The sequence below is a fragment of the Urechidicola vernalis genome (assembly GCF_031846385.1).
In the GTDB taxonomy this organism is placed as follows: domain Bacteria; phylum Bacteroidota; class Bacteroidia; order Flavobacteriales; family Flavobacteriaceae; genus Urechidicola; species Urechidicola vernalis.
The window spans coordinates 22,601-40,322 of sequence record NZ_JAVRHV010000008.1; the positions used below are offsets into that span (position 1 = coordinate 22,601).

Sequence of the window (17,722 nt, forward strand, 5' to 3'; positions counted from 1 at the left end):
TCTATGAAAAAAAAAGTAATTGTTATTTCAGCACATCCAGATGATGAAATGTTAGGTTGTGGAGGGACACTATTAAAACACGTTGCAAATGGGGATCAAGTAGATTGGTTAATTACTACAAGTATTTTTACAAGTCAGGGATTTTCGAAAGAAAGAGTTTTATTTCGAGAAGAGGAGGTAAAACAAGTTAAAAATAAACTAGGATTTAACAAAGTATATAAACTTGGATACCCTACTATGTGTTTAACCGATGACTCTTTATTAAAGATGATTCCAGAAATAAGCAAAATTTTTAATGAGTCAAAACCAGAGATTATTTATGTATTAAACAGGTCTGATGCACATTCTGATCATAATATTACATTTCGGGCGGTAATGGCTTGTACAAAATCATTCAGGTATCCTTTTATAAAAAGGGTGTTAATGTATGAATGCATTTCAGAAACGGAATTTGGCCCTACGCTTCCTGAGAACGTATTTATACCTACTTATTACGTAGATATAAGTCTTTATCGTGATAGAAAAAATGAAATTATGTCCATATATGAATCAGAAATTGGAGACCATCCGTTTCCAAGAAGTTATAGAAATATGGACGCTTTATCAACATTTAGGGGCGCTACCATTGGAGTTGAATATGCAGAGGCATTTCAAGTATTAAGATGGATTGATAAATAAAAACTTAACTAAAATTAACGTTAAGTTTAAAAGTTTTAAATTATGACAGATTATAGAGATCATTTGCTTTCATCTGAAAGCACAATAAAGGAGGCATTAGTTAAATTAGATCATTTAGCCAAGGATGCAATATTATTTATAGTTTATGCGGACAACACCTTATTGGGCTCATTAACAGACGGGGATGTAAGACGGGCATTAATAAAAGGAACGAGTATTAGTGAAAATGTTGAGGGTGTTATACAGTCCAATCCAAGATTTATAAGGAAAGGCGAATCCAATATTCAAAAAATTATTGAATATCGAGAGGGTAATTACAGAATAATACCCGTACTTGATAAATTCAATAGAGTTGTGAACGTTATTAATTTTAGATTTTTAAAGTCATACTTACCTATAGATGCAGTTGTAATGGCAGGAGGTAGAGGAGAGCGTTTAAAACCACTAACAAATGACACACCAAAACCCCTTCTTAAGGTTGGAGAGAAACCAATTATTGAGCATAATATTGATAGGTTAAGATCTTTTGGGATAGATGACTTTTGGTTGTCTGTTAGATATTTAGGAGAACAATTAGAAGATTATTTCAAGGATGGTTCACATAAACATATATGTACGGAATATGTTTGGGAAACAGAGCCTTTAGGTACGATTGGAGCAGTTTCTAAAGTGAAAAATTTTAAGCATGATTATATATTGGTAACGAATTCAGATATATTGACTAATTTAAATTATGAAGAATTTTTTCTAAATTTCTTAGAATCTGGAGCAGATTTATCTGTTGTAACTATTCCATATGATGTGCCTATTCCATATGCTGTAATGGAGACTGAGGATAATAAAGTAATAAGTTTTAAAGAAAAGCCAACTTATACGTACTATTCTAATGGGGGAATTTATTTGATGAAAAAAGAAGTGCTAAAATTAATCCCAAAGGATAAATTTTACAATGCTACTGACCTCATGGAGGCCTTGATAGAAAAGAATTTTTTAGTGCATTCGTATCCCTTAAGAGGTTATTGGTTGGATATTGGAAAGCACGATGATTTTGCTAAAGCTCAAAAAGATATTAATAAGGTAAATTTTTAATTATGAATTTATTAATAACAATTTGTGCCAGAGGAGGATCTAAAGGTATACCTCAAAAAAACATTAAATTGTTAAATGGTATTCCTTTGATCTTTTATTCCTTGAATACAGCAATAAAATTTTCCACATTATCTGATTTTAATGTTGATATTGTTCTATCTACAGATTCTAAACAAATTTTAAATTTAGTTAAACAAAAATACAATCAAATAGATATCGATTATATAAGACCAGAATATTTAGCGACAGATACTGTTGGTAAGATAGACGTTATAAAAGATGTCTATAGCTATTCAGAAGAAAAAAATAATTTACGTTATGATTATATTTTGGATTTAGATGTCACTTCTCCATTAAGGACAATACTAGATTTAGAAAACGCTTTACGAATTATTGAAACAAAAAAGGAAGCCTATAACATTTTTTCTGTGAGCCCCTCTAGTAGAAACCCTTATTTTAACATGGTAGAGGAAAATAGGGAGGGTTATTTCGAAGTATGTAAAAAAGGAGATTTTTTTACAAGGCAATCTACCCCAAAAGTTTTTGATATGAACGCGTCATTTTATATTTATAGAAGGAACTTTTTTGAGGAAAAAATCACTAAATCGACAACAGTTAGGTCGTTGATTTATGAAGTTCCACATTTATGCTTTGACCTTGATGAAGAAATTGATTTTGAGTTTATGAGTTATTTATTAGAAAACGATAAACTCGAATTTGAGTTATGATGAGGGCTTTAATTATTGGGTTAGGATCTATAGCGCAAAAGCATATTGAGGCGATTAGAAAATTAGATTCAAATTCTGAATTATATGCTTTAAATTCCTCCTCACAAAAATTAGAGAAACTAGGAGTAACTAACTTAACATCTTTAGAAAATATCGCGAGACTAAATTTAGATTTTGTGATTGTATCTAATCCTACATATAAACATTTCGACACCATACAAAAACTCAAAAAATTTAAAATACCTTTGTTTATTGAGAAACCACTCTTCTCTAATTTAAATGCAAAGGAGGAATTAGTACATTTTATTATTTCTGAAAATATTGTTACATATGTTGCTTGTAATCTAAGGTTTTTGGAGTGCTTAATTTATACCAAAAAATTAATTACAAATAAGAGAATAAACGAAGTAAATATTTATTGTGGCTCATATCTTCCGGAATGGCGAAAGAATGTTGATTTCAAGAAAGTGTATAGTGCAAATAAAGAACAAGGAGGAGGGGTTCATTTAGATTTAATTCATGAAATTGATTATGCATATTGGTTATTTGGAAATCCAATCAAAATTAATAGAATATTTTCGTGTAAATCATCATTAAATATAGATTCTTATGACTATGCCAATTATAATCTTCAATATGACAGATTTAATATAAATATAGTTTTAAATTATTTTCGAAAAGATTCTAAAAGAACTCTTGAAATTGTTTGTGATGATGAAACGCTCTTAATTGATTTGTTAAATAATAAAGTTTATAAAGGAGACAAGATTATTTTTGAATCAAGGAATAAAATATATAATACTTATGAATCTCAAATGAAATTCTTTCAAGAAGAGATATTATCAGGAAAGAGTAAAATGAATTCTATTGAAGAAGCATATAAAATATTAAAAATATGTCTGAAAAAAGATTAAAAAACAAAGTAGTAATTGTAACTGGAGGAAACGGATTAATTGGGAGACCTATTTTAAATCATTTGAAAGATAATGGAGCAATTGTCATTAATGCAGACATTAATGTAAAAACAAGTATTGAAACAAATAATTATTCCTGTGATGCAACATCTGAAGAATCAATTTCAAAATTAGTAGAATCTGTGTTGAAAAAACATGGAAAAATAGATGGATTAGTTAATAATGCATATCCTCGAACTAAAGATTGGGGAAATAAATTTGAGGATGTAACATTAGAATCTTGGAGGAAAAATGTAGATATGCAAATGAATAGTGTTTTTTTTATTTGTCAGCAGGTATTAAAAGTAATGCAAAATCAAAAAAGTGGATCTATTGTTAATATATCTTCTATTTATGGTGTTGTGGGAAATGATTTTACTATTTATGAGGGATATGGAGGAACCTCTCCTGCGGCTTATTCTGCAATTAAAGGGGGAATAATTAATTTTACTAGATATCTCGCATCTTATTATGGAAAACATAATGTGCGAGTTAATTGTGTATCACCAGGTGGTATAAAGGACAACCAACATTCTTCTTTTATAAAGAGATATGAAAATAAATCACCATTAAAAAGAATGGGTCAGCCCTATGAAATTGCTCCTTCAATAACTTTTTTATTATCTGATGAAGCCTCCTTCATAACGGGTCATAATTTAATGGTTGATGGAGGATGGACAGCTATATAAATTGTTAGAGTTTTGATAGGAATTATAAAAAAAATAAGATTTGATTTTTCTTCTGATAGGATTGGTCCGGATTGCCCCTTTACTCATTGGAAATTATTTTTTAAAAAATCAATGGTTACATTTTGTAAATCAAAATTTCACACTTTTGGAAATTATTCCGAATTTAGACCCTATGCCTTTGCAATTAATTGTTCAAAAATTAGAATTGGGAATAATGTAGTAATTAGACCTGGAGCTATGCTTTTTGCCGATAAGAGAAAGGAAAAAAAAGGTTGGATTATATTAGAGGATGATGTACTGATCGGATCAGACGTACATATTTATGTTTCTAATCATAAATTTGGAAAAACGGATACTAAAATAATTGATCAAGGTCATTTTGAAGCCGAGAACACACGTCTTGAAAGTGGGTGTTGGGTTGGTGCTAAATGTGTTATTTTACCAGGTGTTACAATTGGTAGAAATAGTGTTATAGGTGCTGGTAGTGTTGTTTCAAAAAGTATTCCTCCAAATTGTATTGCGGTTGGCAGCCCTGCAAAAGTTATTAAAAATATAATATAAAAGATCTTATTATGATATTTAAGAAAAAACATACAATTAAGTTGATCAAAATTATTACCTTATTTACTATAGGTTTAATTGTTTTTGCTCAATGTAAAAAGAGAAGTGCTCAATCGATAAAAACTGAAAAGGAATCTTTAATAAAGAAAGAGGCTAATTCTGAATATGTATACTTGCTTGATAAACAGCCTGTTTATCGGGATAGTATATATAACATATATATATCTGAAATAAATTCGGACACTGAAATTATATTTATAAAATCAGATACTCTATCTGAAAAGCAAAGGAAAAGTAAATTTTTTGTACATGTATATCCAGCAGATAAAAATGAATTGGATGAAGGTATGAACTTTATTGGATTAGATTTTAAAAATAATAGTCAACAGTTTATTTACAATGGGCGCAAATATTTTGTGTCTAGTACTACTCTTCCATATATCAATATAGATAAGATAAATGTCGGGCAGTATGCATTTAATGGAGATAGTAGCATAAATTGGAGAATAAAAGAATTATTGAAAAGGGAAAGTGTACTAAAAATCCTTGATGTGAATAAAGAAAATATTTTCATGTTTGACAAGTTTGAAGAAAAATAAGAATGAAAGGATTATTCTGTAAATCAAGATTAAAAATGTTGCCAGTTTGAAAGAAAGTATTGAAAGTCTAATAACCAGAGGAGTTTCTATTGGATTGAAATTCCTTTTGTTGGGGTTTTTAGCAAGAAATATGAGTTTAAATGATTTTGGGGCTTTTCAATTGATAAGTTATTTCGTTTTAATTGGAATTACATTATTTGGTTTCGAGTATTATAATAAAAGTAATAGAGAGATTGCGAAAGGATTAGACTCTAATAAAATTTATCAAAAACATATTAGGTTTTTTTTTACTATCTCTCCAATTCTTTTAGGTTCATATATTCTATTTTATATTTTAATCCTTCCTAAGGAATTAATTTCTTTAAAAAACATAATAATAGTATTTATAATAATTATTTGTGATTATATATCACAAGAAATTTATAGATATTTGATGATCTCTAAAAAATTCAGATTAGGAAATATTCAATTAATATATAAAAGCAGTATTTTTTTGATTTTGTGTATTTTACTGTCTTTGTATAGTAGTCCTATCAATTTTGATTCTTTATTGGCTATAATGTTGATTTCATACATATGTTTACTTCTTTTAGCCTATTTAACTTTTAGTTCAAAACTATATTCGGTTTCCAAAGAAGATTTTAGATTTTTAAAAGGTCAAGAAGTTTTCTCAGAAATAAAAAAATTGTGGCCTTTTATTGTATTGATAGCATTTGTTAAAGGGATTGAGTTTTCCGATAAATTTATTCTTGGAAAGTTTCTAAGCCTAGAAGAAGTAGGTGTATATTCCTTTATTTTTTCTATGGCATTTGTAATAAATGTATTTGTCTTAAGCGGTTTTTATATTATTTACTTACCTCAATTAATAGAAGCTTATGAATCAAATTTTAATTTATTTAAGAAATTGATACTTAAATTTGGTTTATTAAACTTCTTGTCAAGTTTGGTAATGGGGTTAATGATAATACTTTTGAGCGAATCTATTTTTATGTTAATTAATAAACCAGAATTAATTATTCATACCAATCTATTAATTTACATAATAATTGGTTTTATATTTTGTAACATGTCATTAATTGGACACATTTATTTGTACATTGTTCACGATGAAAAATTTATTACATTAACTATGGGCCTAGCATTATTTACAAATATAATTTTGAACTTTTATTTGATTGATATTTATGGTTTAATGGGTGCATCAATTAGTTTTTGTATTACCTACGTAATAGTTTTAATTTTTAAATCTCTTAGAGCCATTTTGTTATGGAAAAGGAAGGTTGTTTATTAGTTTTTGAAAATTCAATGAATGAAAGGTTTGGTAGTTTAGCGAAGCACCATAATTTAAATTTATTTGAAGTAGGATTTGATAATTATTTCTCAACTAGTATGTATTCTTTAATTAAGAAAAGATATAAAAATAGGATAATTATTAAAAATCAAACAGAAGAAATTATCAAATATATTAATGAGAATAAATTTAAAAAAGTTTATTTATCAAATGGAGAGGGATATATATGTATGAATATTATCAATGAATTGATGAAAGTGTTTCCTGAAAAAGAATTTATAGCCCTTCAACATGGTATTTTTGTCTTAAAAAATCGTTTGTATATTGAATTGGCAAGAAATTTTATAAATCGTTTATCGTTTCTTTTTTCTAATTTTTACATTTTTGGGGCAGGTTTTGGTGGAATAAATTTCGATAAGTATATTGTTTATTCAAATCTAGAAAGAAACTATTTAGTTGAAGAAAAGAAATGGGCAAAATCCGATGTTGTGGTAGATTTGAATTTTTTAAAAAAACCGTTATTTGAATTTTTTGACAAGCAAATAATAAACCAAAAAAATAAAAACGCGGTTTTCTATTTACAAAACTTATCATCATCTGGACTCTGCAGTGAACAGGATGAAATTTATTTAATTAGTAAATCACTTCAATATTTAAGTAAAAAATATACAAAAGTATTTTTAAAGGATCATCCTTCTTGTAAGGATAGAACTAAACATTTAGATTTGCCGAAAAATATTAAAATTATAGATTCTGCTTCTGATGGATTTATTCATTGTAAATCTGCTTACAGTTTTTTTTCAACGGCATTAATAGATGCTAAAGTTTTCAAGATGAAAACTTATGGGATTTATTCGAATAGAATTAATGTAGACATTAATATTTATAATAATTTTGATCAAAGTTTAAGTTTTGAAAATAAAATCGATATCTAAACTTTTACTAGGAATATTATTTTTTATGATTCCGCTTAATGTTGTGGTCGTAGAAAGTGTCGGAAATCTATATATTTCATCTATTCTCATCTTTGGGATTATTATGCTTTACACTCTTGTGAAAAGGGGGAAAATATTTCAAAATCAACTTTCTTTATTGGCAATATTTATCCTTTTTTTTACTTGCTTTTTTACAATGATAAATGTAATGCTTTATAATGGGGATTTATTAAATATTCAAATTGTAAACAGTATAATTTATTTGCAAAATACGATTGTATTTATTTTAACACTTAACTTTCTAACTAATGTTCGTTTAGATTACGTGATCAAATTATTTATTTGCGTTATCTTTTTATCTTCTTTAAGAGTATTAATTGAAGAACCGAATCAATTTTTTCAACTTAGTATAAGATGGACTGAGCGGATAGAGGCTCTTTTCATTGGAGGAGTAAATAATTTTGCACTATTTAATGGTCTTGCTTTTTGTTTCAGTTTTTTTTATTTGAAAAAAGGATGGATAAAGGTATTTTTGTGTTTAGTTTTCCTAGTTGTTATTGTTTTAACAATGTCTAGAGGTGCTTTATTGGGAGTAATTCTTGCGGTTTTCATTACGGCGTTTTACGATACAAATAGAAGAACATTAAGGTTGTTGATTAAATTTGCATCAGGCCTCTTTTTTATCGGATTGTCTTTTTTATATTTTACTGGAAAATTAGATTCTGTAATTGAAATTGTTAAAAACAGATTTTTTAGTTTATTCACTGGAGAACAAGAATTAAATGTGTTTTTTTCAGGGAGGGGGTCCTTATTTATAAATATTTTTGAAAGAATGAAAGAAGCTCCTTTATTTCAATTTTTATTCGGGCACGGTAATGGAGGAATTAGTTTTTTTGATCCAGAATCAAATCAAGATTATGAAACATCTCATAATATTTTAATCGATATATTATATCGAAATGGAATTTTTATTTTGGGAATTTATATTTTAGTTTTTATTTATATATTTTTATTATTTATAAAGCATAGGCATAAACAAAGGTTGGCATTATTTAGCACTTTTGTGTTTTTTCACCTTGAGTTGTTGGTAAATCCAGTTTTATTTGCGGCTCAGGTTGGATGGATATATTCAATTTTTTTAGGGTTGTTTTTAATGCAAAACAAATTACTTGTTGATGAAGGGTAGACTCACTTATTTATTGCCTATTACATTAGCATTATTACCAATAACTGCAGTTTTTCTCTCGGTAAAAATGATTCCTTTCATGGTATTAATGCTATTATTTATTTCTTTATTAGAGATAGATAAAAAACAAACATTAAGAAAAAACAAAAAATTCCTTTACCCTTACATTTTATATGTATCAGTATTTTTTCTTTATACTGTTATTTCTATTGATTTAAAGGAATCTTCTAGAATTTTAGAGAGGCAAATTTCTTTGCTACTTATTCCTTTCATTGTGTTTTATAGTAATTTATCTAGAATAAGGATTCAATTATTTTTTAAATGGTTTATCTTATTAATGCTTGGAATTACTGTTATTTCCGTGCTCAAATTAGTGATTTTTATTTATGAATTTGATGAGTGGATAAAAATAATGAATGAAGTCAGTAGTAACAATACTTATATTCAATTTAAATATCCTCATCTAATGAATGTACACCCAACTTATTGGAGTTATTTATTAGTAATATCAAATATTGTATTATTAAATAATAGGATTTCCAAAATATTTCCAAATAGGTTATCTATTTTATTGTTAGCAATTTTTAATTTGAATATTCTGTTTTTATCTGCACGAACACCATTGATAATAAACCTTTTCATTCACTTTTTTTACCTTATCATATTTTTCAAGTCTGTAGCAACAAATAAAAAAAGTAAAATGTTTGCAGCAGTTGTAGTTGTAGTAATTTTAGGTTTAATTATTGGCAATTTCCCATATTTAATATTTAAGTTCAAAACAATTTCAAGTGATGAGAGAGTTTTTCTATGGCAAAATGCTTTTAATAAAATTCAGGATAATATGTTTATTTTAGGGGAAGGATTAGGTTCGGGAACTAAAGTGTCAAAGGAATATATTCTTTCGATTAATGACCCGAGAATTCATTATAAAGGCTATGATTTACATAATCAATATTTGATGCATTTTCTTGACATGGGTATTTTGGGTTTTACAAGTTTAGTTTATTTGATTTTTGGTCCATTAATTAAAATTAAAAGGTGTTTTTCCTTTACTCATTTTGAATTGGTGGCTTTTATTATTTTCTCGAGTTTATCAATATTTACCGAGTCTTCGCTTTATATAATAAAAGGTATTATAGTGTTTTCTGTTTTTTCTTCAATATTTGTATTATATTTAAGTAATAGTATAAATAAGAATTAAAAAAACTATTATTAACTATGCCGTTAGATTTTTATGATAAAATTTTTAAACTTAAAAAGGAAGTAAAGAAATGACAGAATTGATAGATAAATTAAAGGCAGACTTAGATAAAGTATTTGAAGAGGAAACAATTTTAAAATCTGGATTTTATTTGAAACAATACGAATGGATTCACAAGAATACGTCTAAATTAGTCGGAAGAAATTTATTAGATTGGGGAGCTGGGTATGGACATTTTTCGTATATTCAATCTATGCTAGGTAAGAATGTAACAGCTCTAAGCCCCCAAGAAGACGATTATACAATTTATACGAAATCGTTGAAGTCACTTTCTGAAAAAGGGAAATTTGAATGTTATTTTACAGATTCCCCAATAAAACTTCCATTTAGAAATAATCAATTTGACATTGCAGTTTCGTGTGGGGTACTTGAACATGTGAGAGAATTTAAAGGAGATGATACGAGTTCTCTTAAAGAATTGAATAGAGTTTTGATTAATTCTGGTTTTTTAGTTATTGCTCACTTACCGAATAAATATTCCTGGATTGAATTTATTTCGAGACTTTTTAATCGACAACATCATGCATTTCTTTATTCAAAAAAAGAAATTATTTCAAAAATTAATGATTCAGGATTTTATGTTGTAAAACATAAAAGATATGGGTTTTTACCGAAGAATATGATGTCTAAAATTATCCTAAAAATTTCAAAAAATAGAATAAAAAAAATTGAAGTTCTTTTTTATTATTTTGACAACATTTTAAGTAATTTATTTCCATGGTTTTCTCAAAACCACTTTTTAATTGTTAAGAAACAATAAACAGTTTTTCGTTTTAATTCTAATTTAAATTGTGTTATTTTTGCAATAAATAGTATAGAGTGAAAATTGCAATTATTTTTGGAGGGGCTGGTTATATAGGCTCCTTTTTAATTGAAAAACTTCTTGAAGAGAAGGTATTTAGTAAAATATACGTTTATGATTTAAATCTAAATCCATTTCTATGTGATTTAAAAGATGATGACAATATTAATTATCTAGTTGGAGATGTTAGAAATAAAATTAAATTTGACGTTGAAGCAGAATTTGACAAGGAGAAAAGTTGGATTTTTAATCTAGCTGCAGTCCATAGGGAGCCGGGACATGAGTTTAAAGAATATTTCGATACAAATATTCCTGGAGCAGAAAACATTAATGAATTTGCAAGAACTTCTGGAATAAAAAATTTGTTTTTTACGAGTAGTATCGCCCCATATGGAAGATCTCTTGATCAAAGGAATGAAAATTCTATGCTTTATCCAGAAACAGCATATGGTATTTCTAAAGGTTTGGCAGAAAAAATTCATCAACTATGGTTAAAGGAGGACGATTCGAGACGACTCATTATTGTGAGGCCAAGTGTAATATTTGGGCCAAACGACCCTGGGAATGTTTATAGAATGATTAAATCATTAAAAAAAGGAACTTTTGTTTTACCTGATGGAGGTAAAGTAGTTAAAGGTTATGGCTATGTTTATGGGCTTGTCGATAGTTTTTTGTTTACGATGAATAGAAAAGTGCCCTTAATTATATATAATTATGCTGAGAACCCAGTTGTTCCTTTAAATGAGATGGTTGAAATAGCCAAGGATGAATTGGGTTACAAAAAACCAACAATTAAAATGTCAGTAAAATTGCTCTCTTTTATAGCTTTTTTTATTCAATTCGGATTTAAATTAATAGGGAAGAAATCTGATATTCACCCAGTAAGAGTTAGAAAAGCTGGATTCCCGACAAATATTAAGCCACAGTATTTGATTGAGAATGATTTTGAGTTTAAATATGATTTTAGAAGCGCATTGAAGCACTGGAAAACTATTACTCCAAAAGATTTTAATTAATATGAAAGTAGCTATAGTTCATGAATGGATTACTGTTGTGGCAGGGTCTGAAAGTTGTTTTAAGGTTTTTACAGAAATTTATCCAGAAGCAGATATTTTTGTTTTAGTTTCTGATGAAAAAAGTGTTAATGCATTAGGTATAAATCCAAAAAGGGTAAAAAATTCTTTTATTCAGAAATTACCAAAGGCTAAAAAAAAGTGGAAGAGTTATTTACCATTATTTCCGTATGCTATCGAGCAGTTCGATTTGTCAAAATATGATTTAATTATTTCATCATCACATGCGGTTGCAAAAGGTGTTATTGTAAATGCAAATCAAACCCATATTTGTTATATATATTCTCCGATAAGATATGCGTGGGATCTTTATCATCAATATTTAAAGGAGGCGGGTCTAAAAACTGGATTTAAAGGGTTTTTAGCCAAAAGTGTTTTACATTATATTCGCAGATGGGATTTAGGTACGTCAAATAGGGTTGATGAATTTATTCCTATTTCAAAATACATTGAAAAAAGAGTATGGAGAACATATAGAAGAGAATCATATAAAGTTATTTATCCACCTGTTTCAGTTGAGGAGTTCACTTTTAACGAAAAGAAAGATGACTTTTATTTGGCGGCATCTCGATTGGTTCCATATAAAAAAATTGATTTAATTGCTGAAACCTTTACACGACTTCCTGAAAAAACTTTAATAATAATAGGAGATGGGCCAGAAATGGATAAAATTAAGAAGAAATCAGGACCCAATATTCAAATTATGGGATATCAAAAGTTCGAGGTATTGAAAGATTTTATGCAGCGAGCGAAAGCATTTATATTTGCAGCCGAGGAAGATTTTGGAATTATTCCTATTGAGGCACAGGCATGCGGTACACCCGTAATTGCTTTTGGGAAAGGAGGATCTTTGGAAACCGTGAAGGGTAAATTTGTTAATGAATTTATTAATAACGATGATACTGGAGTTTACTTTGATAATCAAAGCCCGGCATCATTAATGGCTGCAATAGAATATTTTGAAAAATGTAATTCGGTTTTTGACCCCGTTAAAATTAGAGAATTTGCACTGACTTTTGGAAAAGATATTTTCGAGAAAAACATAAAAGAAACATTTACAGAGATAATAGAAAAACATAAAAAATGAAAAAGGCAATAATTACTGGTATTACAGGTCAAGATGCAGCGTATCTTGCTGAATTATTATTAGATAAAGGGTATCTAGTTTATGGTACGTATAGAAGAACAAGTTCAACTAATTTTTGGCGAATAGAAGAATTAGGTATTGAAAATCATGCTAATCTGAAATTATTAGAATATGATTTAATTGATTTGTCTAGTGCTTACAGGATTATATCAGAAGTAGAACCGGATGAGATTTATAATTTAGCCGCTCAAAGTTTTGTAGGGGTTTCGTTTACACAACCTGTAGCAACTGCTAATATTACTGGAGTGGGAGCGTTGAATTTATTAGAAGCTATTAGAGCAATTAACCCAAAAATAAAGTTTTATCAAGCGTCGACTTCAGAAATGTTTGGGAAAGTTCATGAAATCCCTCAATCAGAATCTACACCATTTTATCCAAGAAGCCCATATGGAAGCGCCAAGGTGTTTGCTCACTGGTCGACGATAAATTATAGAGAATCGTATGATATTTTTGCATCTTCTGGGATCTTGTTCAATCATGAGTCGCCTTTGCGTGGAAAAGAGTTTGTTACTAGAAAGATTTCAGATTCTGTGGCTAAAATTATGCTAGGGAAACAAGATAAAATTGAACTGGGAAATATTGATGCTAAAAGAGATTGGGGTTATGCAAAAGAATATGTTGATGGAATGTATCGTATGCTTCAAGCTGATAAGCCGGATACATTTGTTTTATCTACGAACCAAACCCAAACAGTAAGAGATTTTGTAAACTTGGCTTTTAAAGTTATTGATGTTGATTTGGTATGGAAAGGAAAGGATGTTAATGAAGTTGGGATTGATGCTAAGTCTGGAAAAACACTAGTTTCAATTAATCCTAAATTTTACAGACCAACTGAAGTTGATTTACTGATAGGAGATGCAAGTAAAGCAGAAGAAGTATTGGGCTGGAAAGCCAAAACTAGTTTAGATGATTTGTGCGAATTGATGGTTAAAAAAGATATAGAAAGAAATAAAAATGGAAGTACTTTCTAGAGAGAAGATTTTTATAACAGGAATAGAAGGATTTACTGGAAGATATCTTGAAAAATATTTTTTAGAGCAAGACTTTTTAGTTTATGGAACTTGTCTTCATGAATCTGAAAAAGAGAACATCTTTACCTGTGATATTTTGAATGAAAACGCTATTTTCGATTTATTAAATGAGGTAAATCCAGATTATATAATACACTTGGCTGCAATTTCTTTTGTTGCTGAAAAAAATCAAAAGAAAATATATGATGTTAATATTTTTGGAACACTTAACCTTTTAAATGCAATTGAAAAATCGGGTTGCAATCCTAGAAAAATATTAATTGCTAGTAGTGCGGCTGTATATGGGAATGTAGAGGGCGTATTAGAAGAGTCAATGTGCCCAAACCCTGTAAATCACTATGGAAATAGTAAATTAGTCATGGAAAATATGGTCAAGCAATTTTATAATAGATTAAACATAATTATTGTTAGACCATTTAATTATACAGGAACCGGACAAAAGAATCACTTTTTAATTCCCAAAATAGTATCTCATTATAAGGATAAAAAAGAGAAAATTGAATTAGGGAATATTGATGTTTACAGAGAGTTTAATAGTGTGTTTTTTGTTATAAAATGTTATAATGAATTACTTTTTTCTGAAATTAAGTCTGAAGTTTTCAATGTATGTACGGGTAAAGAGAAAAACATTAGAACAATTTTGAATACGATGAACGATATAGCTAATTACTCTATAGAAGTTGAGGTAAACCCAAAGTTTGTTAGAAAGAATGAAATTAAAATGTTAAAAGGATCTCCCGATAAACTGTTTCAGAGCATAGGAGATTTTACCGATGAGTTCAGTTTGGAAGGGACATTGAGAGACATGTATGAGTGCTAATTATAATATTATTTGAATAATCTTAATTAAAAAAGAGACTATAGTTAAATCATACATTTTTTATTTATTTTGAAAAAAGGATACTCTACATATTTGCGGACACTGTCTATAATTAGTGATTTACTAATTATTAATTTGGTATTTTTTTTTTATTATCCAGAATTATTTTTTGATTGGTTGTATGTAGTTTATTTTAATTTAGCTTGGTTAATTCTTTCTAGTTATACCAAATTTTATCATGTCTATAGATATACAAAATTAACAAAGGTAATTTCATTACTTTTCATTCATTTTACAATTTTTGTTTTTATATATCTTTCTTACTTTACTGTTTTTAAAGAAGGCTTGGTTATTGGAAATCAGTTTATTTCAATCATAACAATATTTTTTTTAATTCTAATATCTAAAATAATTAAAGTTGTTTTACTTCGTAATTACAGAATTGGAGGAGGGAATATTAGAAAAGTTGTAATTCTAGGAGGTAGTCCCTCAGTCAATGCCTTAAAGACCTTATTTCAGGAACGCAAATATTTAGGATATGATTATAAAGGTTTTTTTTCAGATAAGAATAAACATGAAAAGATGAAGACATTTCTTGGGTCAATTATGGATAGTTTTGAATTTATACTGAAGAATGGAATTGACGAAATTTATTGCTCTGTTTCTGATTTTAAAAGAAAGGAATTAAATCAAATTATTGAGTTTGGTGCGAAGCACGGAATTGGAGTAAAACTAATACCTTCTTCAATAGGAATGTTTCGAAAGGGTTTGGAAGTAGAGTATTATGATTACGTTCCAGTTCTTTCATTGCGAAAATTACCTTTTGATAACCCATTAATCAAACATTCTAAACGAGCGTTTGACGTATTGTTTTCGACCTTAGTTATTGTATTTGTATTGTCCTGGTTGTCTATTGTACTGTTTATTATTATAAAGATTGAATCCAAAGGACCACTTGTTTTCAAACAGGTGAGAGACGGATTGAATGGAGATCAATTTGAATGCTTTAAATTTAGATCTATGGCTGTTAATAAAGACGCCGATAATAAAATGGCTACTAAAGGAGATATGCGTATTACTAGGGTTGGTCGCTTTATCAGAAAAACAAGTATTGACGAGTTGCCGCAGTTTATCAATGTGTTTATGGGGGACATGAGCGTAGTAGGGCCAAGACCACATATGATTAGTCAATCTAGATTGTATTCAAAAACGATTGATAGATATTTAGAACGGAATTTAGTAAAACCTGGTGTAACAGGATTGGCGCAAATACGTGGTATGAGAGGGGAGATTGAGCAGCAATCTGATATGGAGAACCGTGTAAGGTTAGATTTATTTTATATCAATAATTGGTCATTTTTTTTAGATTTAAAAATTATAATTCAAACTGTATTAAATGCACTTCAAGGAGAAGATAAAGCGTATTAATTTTTTAAAATATTTTTTTCTTTTTTAAGTTTAAAATTATTTAATTTATTTAGACAACATATCTTTGCTAACAGATATTAAAATAATTTTAGCCACCATTATTGTGGTATTTAAAGGTAACCAAAAACAATGAATATACTTATTATTGGATCAGGTGGAAGAGAGCATGCCATTGCATGGAAATTGAGTCAAAGTGAAAAACTAAATCAATTATTTATTGCGCCAGGAAATGCTGGAACTTCTGAAGTTGGAACAAATGTAAATATTGGAGTTTCAGATTTTCTGGGAATTAAGAAGACTGTTTTAGAGAATGAAATTGAACTCGTTATTGTTGGCCCCGAAGTGCCTTTGGTAGAAGGTATTCATGATTTCTTTTTAGGAGACAATGAGATTAAGAATGTTGCAGTAATCGGACCGCAACAATATGCCGCACAACTGGAAGGAAGTAAGGAGTTTGCAAAGGAATTTATGGAAAGGCATGGTATTCCGACTGCTGTATATAAAAGTTTTACCAATGAAAATTTGACGGAAGGACATTCGTTTATAGAAGGCTTAAATGCGCCTTATGTATTAAAAGCAGATGGTTTAGCGGCAGGAAAAGGTGTTGTAATATTAAACGATTTACAAGAGGCAAAAGATGAGCTAACTGATATGCTAACGAACGAAAAGTTTGGTGAAGCAAGTAGTACGGTTGTTATTGAGGAGTTCTTAGATGGAATTGAAATGAGTTGTTTTATTCTAACGGATGGAACAAGTTATGTAAACTTACCTAGCGCTAAAGATTATAAAAGAATTGGAGAAGGAGATGTTGGTTTGAACACAGGTGGCATGGGTGCAGTTTCACCAGTGCCATTTGCATCTAAAGAATTATTAGAGAAAATTGAAGAAAAGGTAATAAAGAGAACTGTTGATGGTTTAATAAAGGATGGAATTCCGTACAAAGGATTCATCTTTTTTGGTCTTATTATTGTAAATAATGAACCAATGGTAATTGAATACAATTGCCGAATGGGGGATCCTGAAACAGAAGTGGTTATTCCTTTAGTTCAATCTGACTTGTTAGAATTGTTCATTGCAACGGCAAATAATAGTTTAGACAAAGCCTCTGTAAAGATAGATGAAAGAAGTGCGACAACGGTAATGTTAGTTTCTGGAGGCTACCCTGAGGCCTATGAGAAAGGAAAAAAGATTACTGGAGTTGAAAATGTGAAAGATTCAATTGTTTTTCATGCAGGAACAGCTAAAAAAGAAGATAATTCAATTGTAACTAATGGAGGACGTGTAATTGCTATTACATCGTTTGGGTCAGACTTTAAAGAAGCATTGGCTACTTCTTATAAGAATGTTGAAAAGGTCAATTTTGAAAAGAAAAACTTCAGAACTGATATTGGTTTCGATTTGGGATAAATTTTCTTTATCCTAGATGTCACACTGAGCTTGTCGAAGTGCAT

The 17,722-nt window shown here is 28.8% G+C and carries 18 protein-coding genes; all 18 read left to right on the forward strand.

Features of this window, described 5'->3' with window-relative positions; all coding sequences use genetic code 11:
• The first annotated feature begins 3 nt into the window (after positions 1 to 3).
• The 18 genes from RM519_RS12895 to purD all read left to right on the forward strand — a co-directional run bounded on the left by RM519_RS12895 (position 4) and on the right by purD (position 17,678).
• Positions 4 to 678, forward strand: coding sequence for a PIG-L deacetylase family protein (locus RM519_RS12895; RefSeq protein ID WP_311594235.1), 675 nt, complete (start codon positions 4 to 6; stop codon positions 676 to 678).
• Positions 679 to 720: 42 nt separating this feature from the next.
• Positions 721 to 1,767, forward strand: coding sequence for a nucleotidyltransferase family protein (locus RM519_RS12900; RefSeq protein WP_311594236.1), 1,047 nt, complete (start codon positions 721 to 723; stop codon positions 1,765 to 1,767).
• A 2-nt stretch (positions 1,768 to 1,769) separates the two neighbouring features.
• Positions 1,770 to 2,495, forward strand: a complete 726-nt coding sequence (locus RM519_RS12905; RefSeq protein ID WP_311594237.1) for an acylneuraminate cytidylyltransferase family protein — start codon at positions 1,770 to 1,772, stop codon at positions 2,493 to 2,495.
• Positions 2,492 to 3,409 carry a Gfo/Idh/MocA family protein gene (locus tag RM519_RS12910; RefSeq protein ID WP_311594238.1) on the forward strand — a complete coding sequence of 306 codons (918 nt, stop codon included), beginning with the start codon at positions 2,492 to 2,494 and terminating at the stop codon, positions 3,407 to 3,409. Before RM519_RS12905 ends, RM519_RS12910 begins: the two co-directional genes overlap by 4 nt.
• A complete protein-coding gene (locus tag RM519_RS12915; RefSeq protein WP_311594239.1) occupies positions 3,391 to 4,137 on the forward strand; it encodes an oxidoreductase in 747 nt (248 codons plus the stop codon). Before RM519_RS12910 ends, RM519_RS12915 begins: the two co-directional genes overlap by 19 nt.
• A gap of 12 nt (positions 4,138 to 4,149) precedes the next feature.
• The gene (locus RM519_RS12920) at positions 4,150 to 4,698 is read left to right on the forward strand and encodes an acyltransferase (protein WP_311594240.1); all 549 of its coding nucleotides are present in this window, start codon (positions 4,150 to 4,152) and stop codon (positions 4,696 to 4,698) included.
• A gap of 11 nt (positions 4,699 to 4,709) precedes the next feature.
• On the forward strand, positions 4,710 to 5,297 hold the full coding sequence (locus RM519_RS12925) for a hypothetical protein (RefSeq protein WP_311594241.1): 588 nt from the start codon (positions 4,710 to 4,712) through the stop codon (positions 5,295 to 5,297).
• A gap of 46 nt (positions 5,298 to 5,343) precedes the next feature.
• Positions 5,344 to 6,588, forward strand: coding sequence for an MATE family efflux transporter (locus RM519_RS12930; protein ID WP_311594242.1), 1,245 nt, complete (start codon positions 5,344 to 5,346; stop codon positions 6,586 to 6,588).
• Positions 6,564 to 7,523 (forward strand): polysialyltransferase family glycosyltransferase, encoded by a 960-nt coding sequence (locus RM519_RS12935; protein ID WP_311594243.1) that lies wholly within the window; start codon positions 6,564 to 6,566, stop codon positions 7,521 to 7,523. Before RM519_RS12930 ends, RM519_RS12935 begins: the two co-directional genes overlap by 25 nt.
• A 208-nt stretch (positions 7,524 to 7,731) precedes the next feature.
• Positions 7,732 to 8,709 (forward strand): O-antigen ligase family protein, encoded by a 978-nt coding sequence (locus tag RM519_RS12940; RefSeq protein ID WP_311594349.1) that lies wholly within the window; start codon positions 7,732 to 7,734, stop codon positions 8,707 to 8,709.
• On the forward strand, positions 8,699 to 9,910 hold the full coding sequence (locus RM519_RS12945) for an O-antigen ligase family protein (protein ID WP_311594244.1): 1,212 nt from the start codon (positions 8,699 to 8,701) through the stop codon (positions 9,908 to 9,910). The genes RM519_RS12940 and RM519_RS12945 overlap by 11 nt, the downstream gene beginning before the upstream one ends.
• Positions 9,911 to 9,980: 70 nt before the next feature.
• Entirely contained in the window at positions 9,981 to 10,730 is a 750-nt protein-coding gene (locus RM519_RS12950) for a methyltransferase domain-containing protein (RefSeq protein WP_311594245.1), read from the forward strand.
• Between the two features lie 59 nt (positions 10,731 to 10,789).
• Complete coding sequence (locus RM519_RS12955) at positions 10,790 to 11,788, forward strand: NAD-dependent epimerase/dehydratase family protein (RefSeq protein ID WP_311594246.1); 999 nt, start codon at positions 10,790 to 10,792, stop codon at positions 11,786 to 11,788.
• A gap of 1 nt (position 11,789) precedes the next feature.
• Positions 11,790 to 12,932, forward strand: a complete 1,143-nt coding sequence (locus RM519_RS12960; RefSeq protein ID WP_311594247.1) for a glycosyltransferase — start codon at positions 11,790 to 11,792, stop codon at positions 12,930 to 12,932.
• Positions 12,929 to 13,963: a GDP-mannose 4,6-dehydratase gene (gene gmd, locus RM519_RS12965; RefSeq protein ID WP_311594248.1), complete on the forward strand. Its 1,035-nt coding sequence runs from the start codon at positions 12,929 to 12,931 to the stop codon at positions 13,961 to 13,963. Before RM519_RS12960 ends, gmd begins: the two co-directional genes overlap by 4 nt.
• Entirely contained in the window at positions 13,947 to 14,843 is an 897-nt protein-coding gene (locus tag RM519_RS12970) for a GDP-mannose 4,6-dehydratase (RefSeq protein ID WP_311594249.1), read from the forward strand. Before gmd ends, RM519_RS12970 begins: the two co-directional genes overlap by 17 nt.
• A 135-nt stretch (positions 14,844 to 14,978) precedes the next feature.
• Complete coding sequence (locus RM519_RS12975) at positions 14,979 to 16,271, forward strand: exopolysaccharide biosynthesis polyprenyl glycosylphosphotransferase (RefSeq protein WP_311594250.1); 1,293 nt, start codon at positions 14,979 to 14,981, stop codon at positions 16,269 to 16,271.
• Positions 16,272 to 16,400: 129 nt separating this feature from the next.
• The gene (gene purD, locus RM519_RS12980) at positions 16,401 to 17,678 is read left to right on the forward strand and encodes a phosphoribosylamine--glycine ligase (protein WP_311594251.1); all 1,278 of its coding nucleotides are present in this window, start codon (positions 16,401 to 16,403) and stop codon (positions 17,676 to 17,678) included.
• Positions 17,679 to 17,722: the final 44 nt, after the last annotated feature.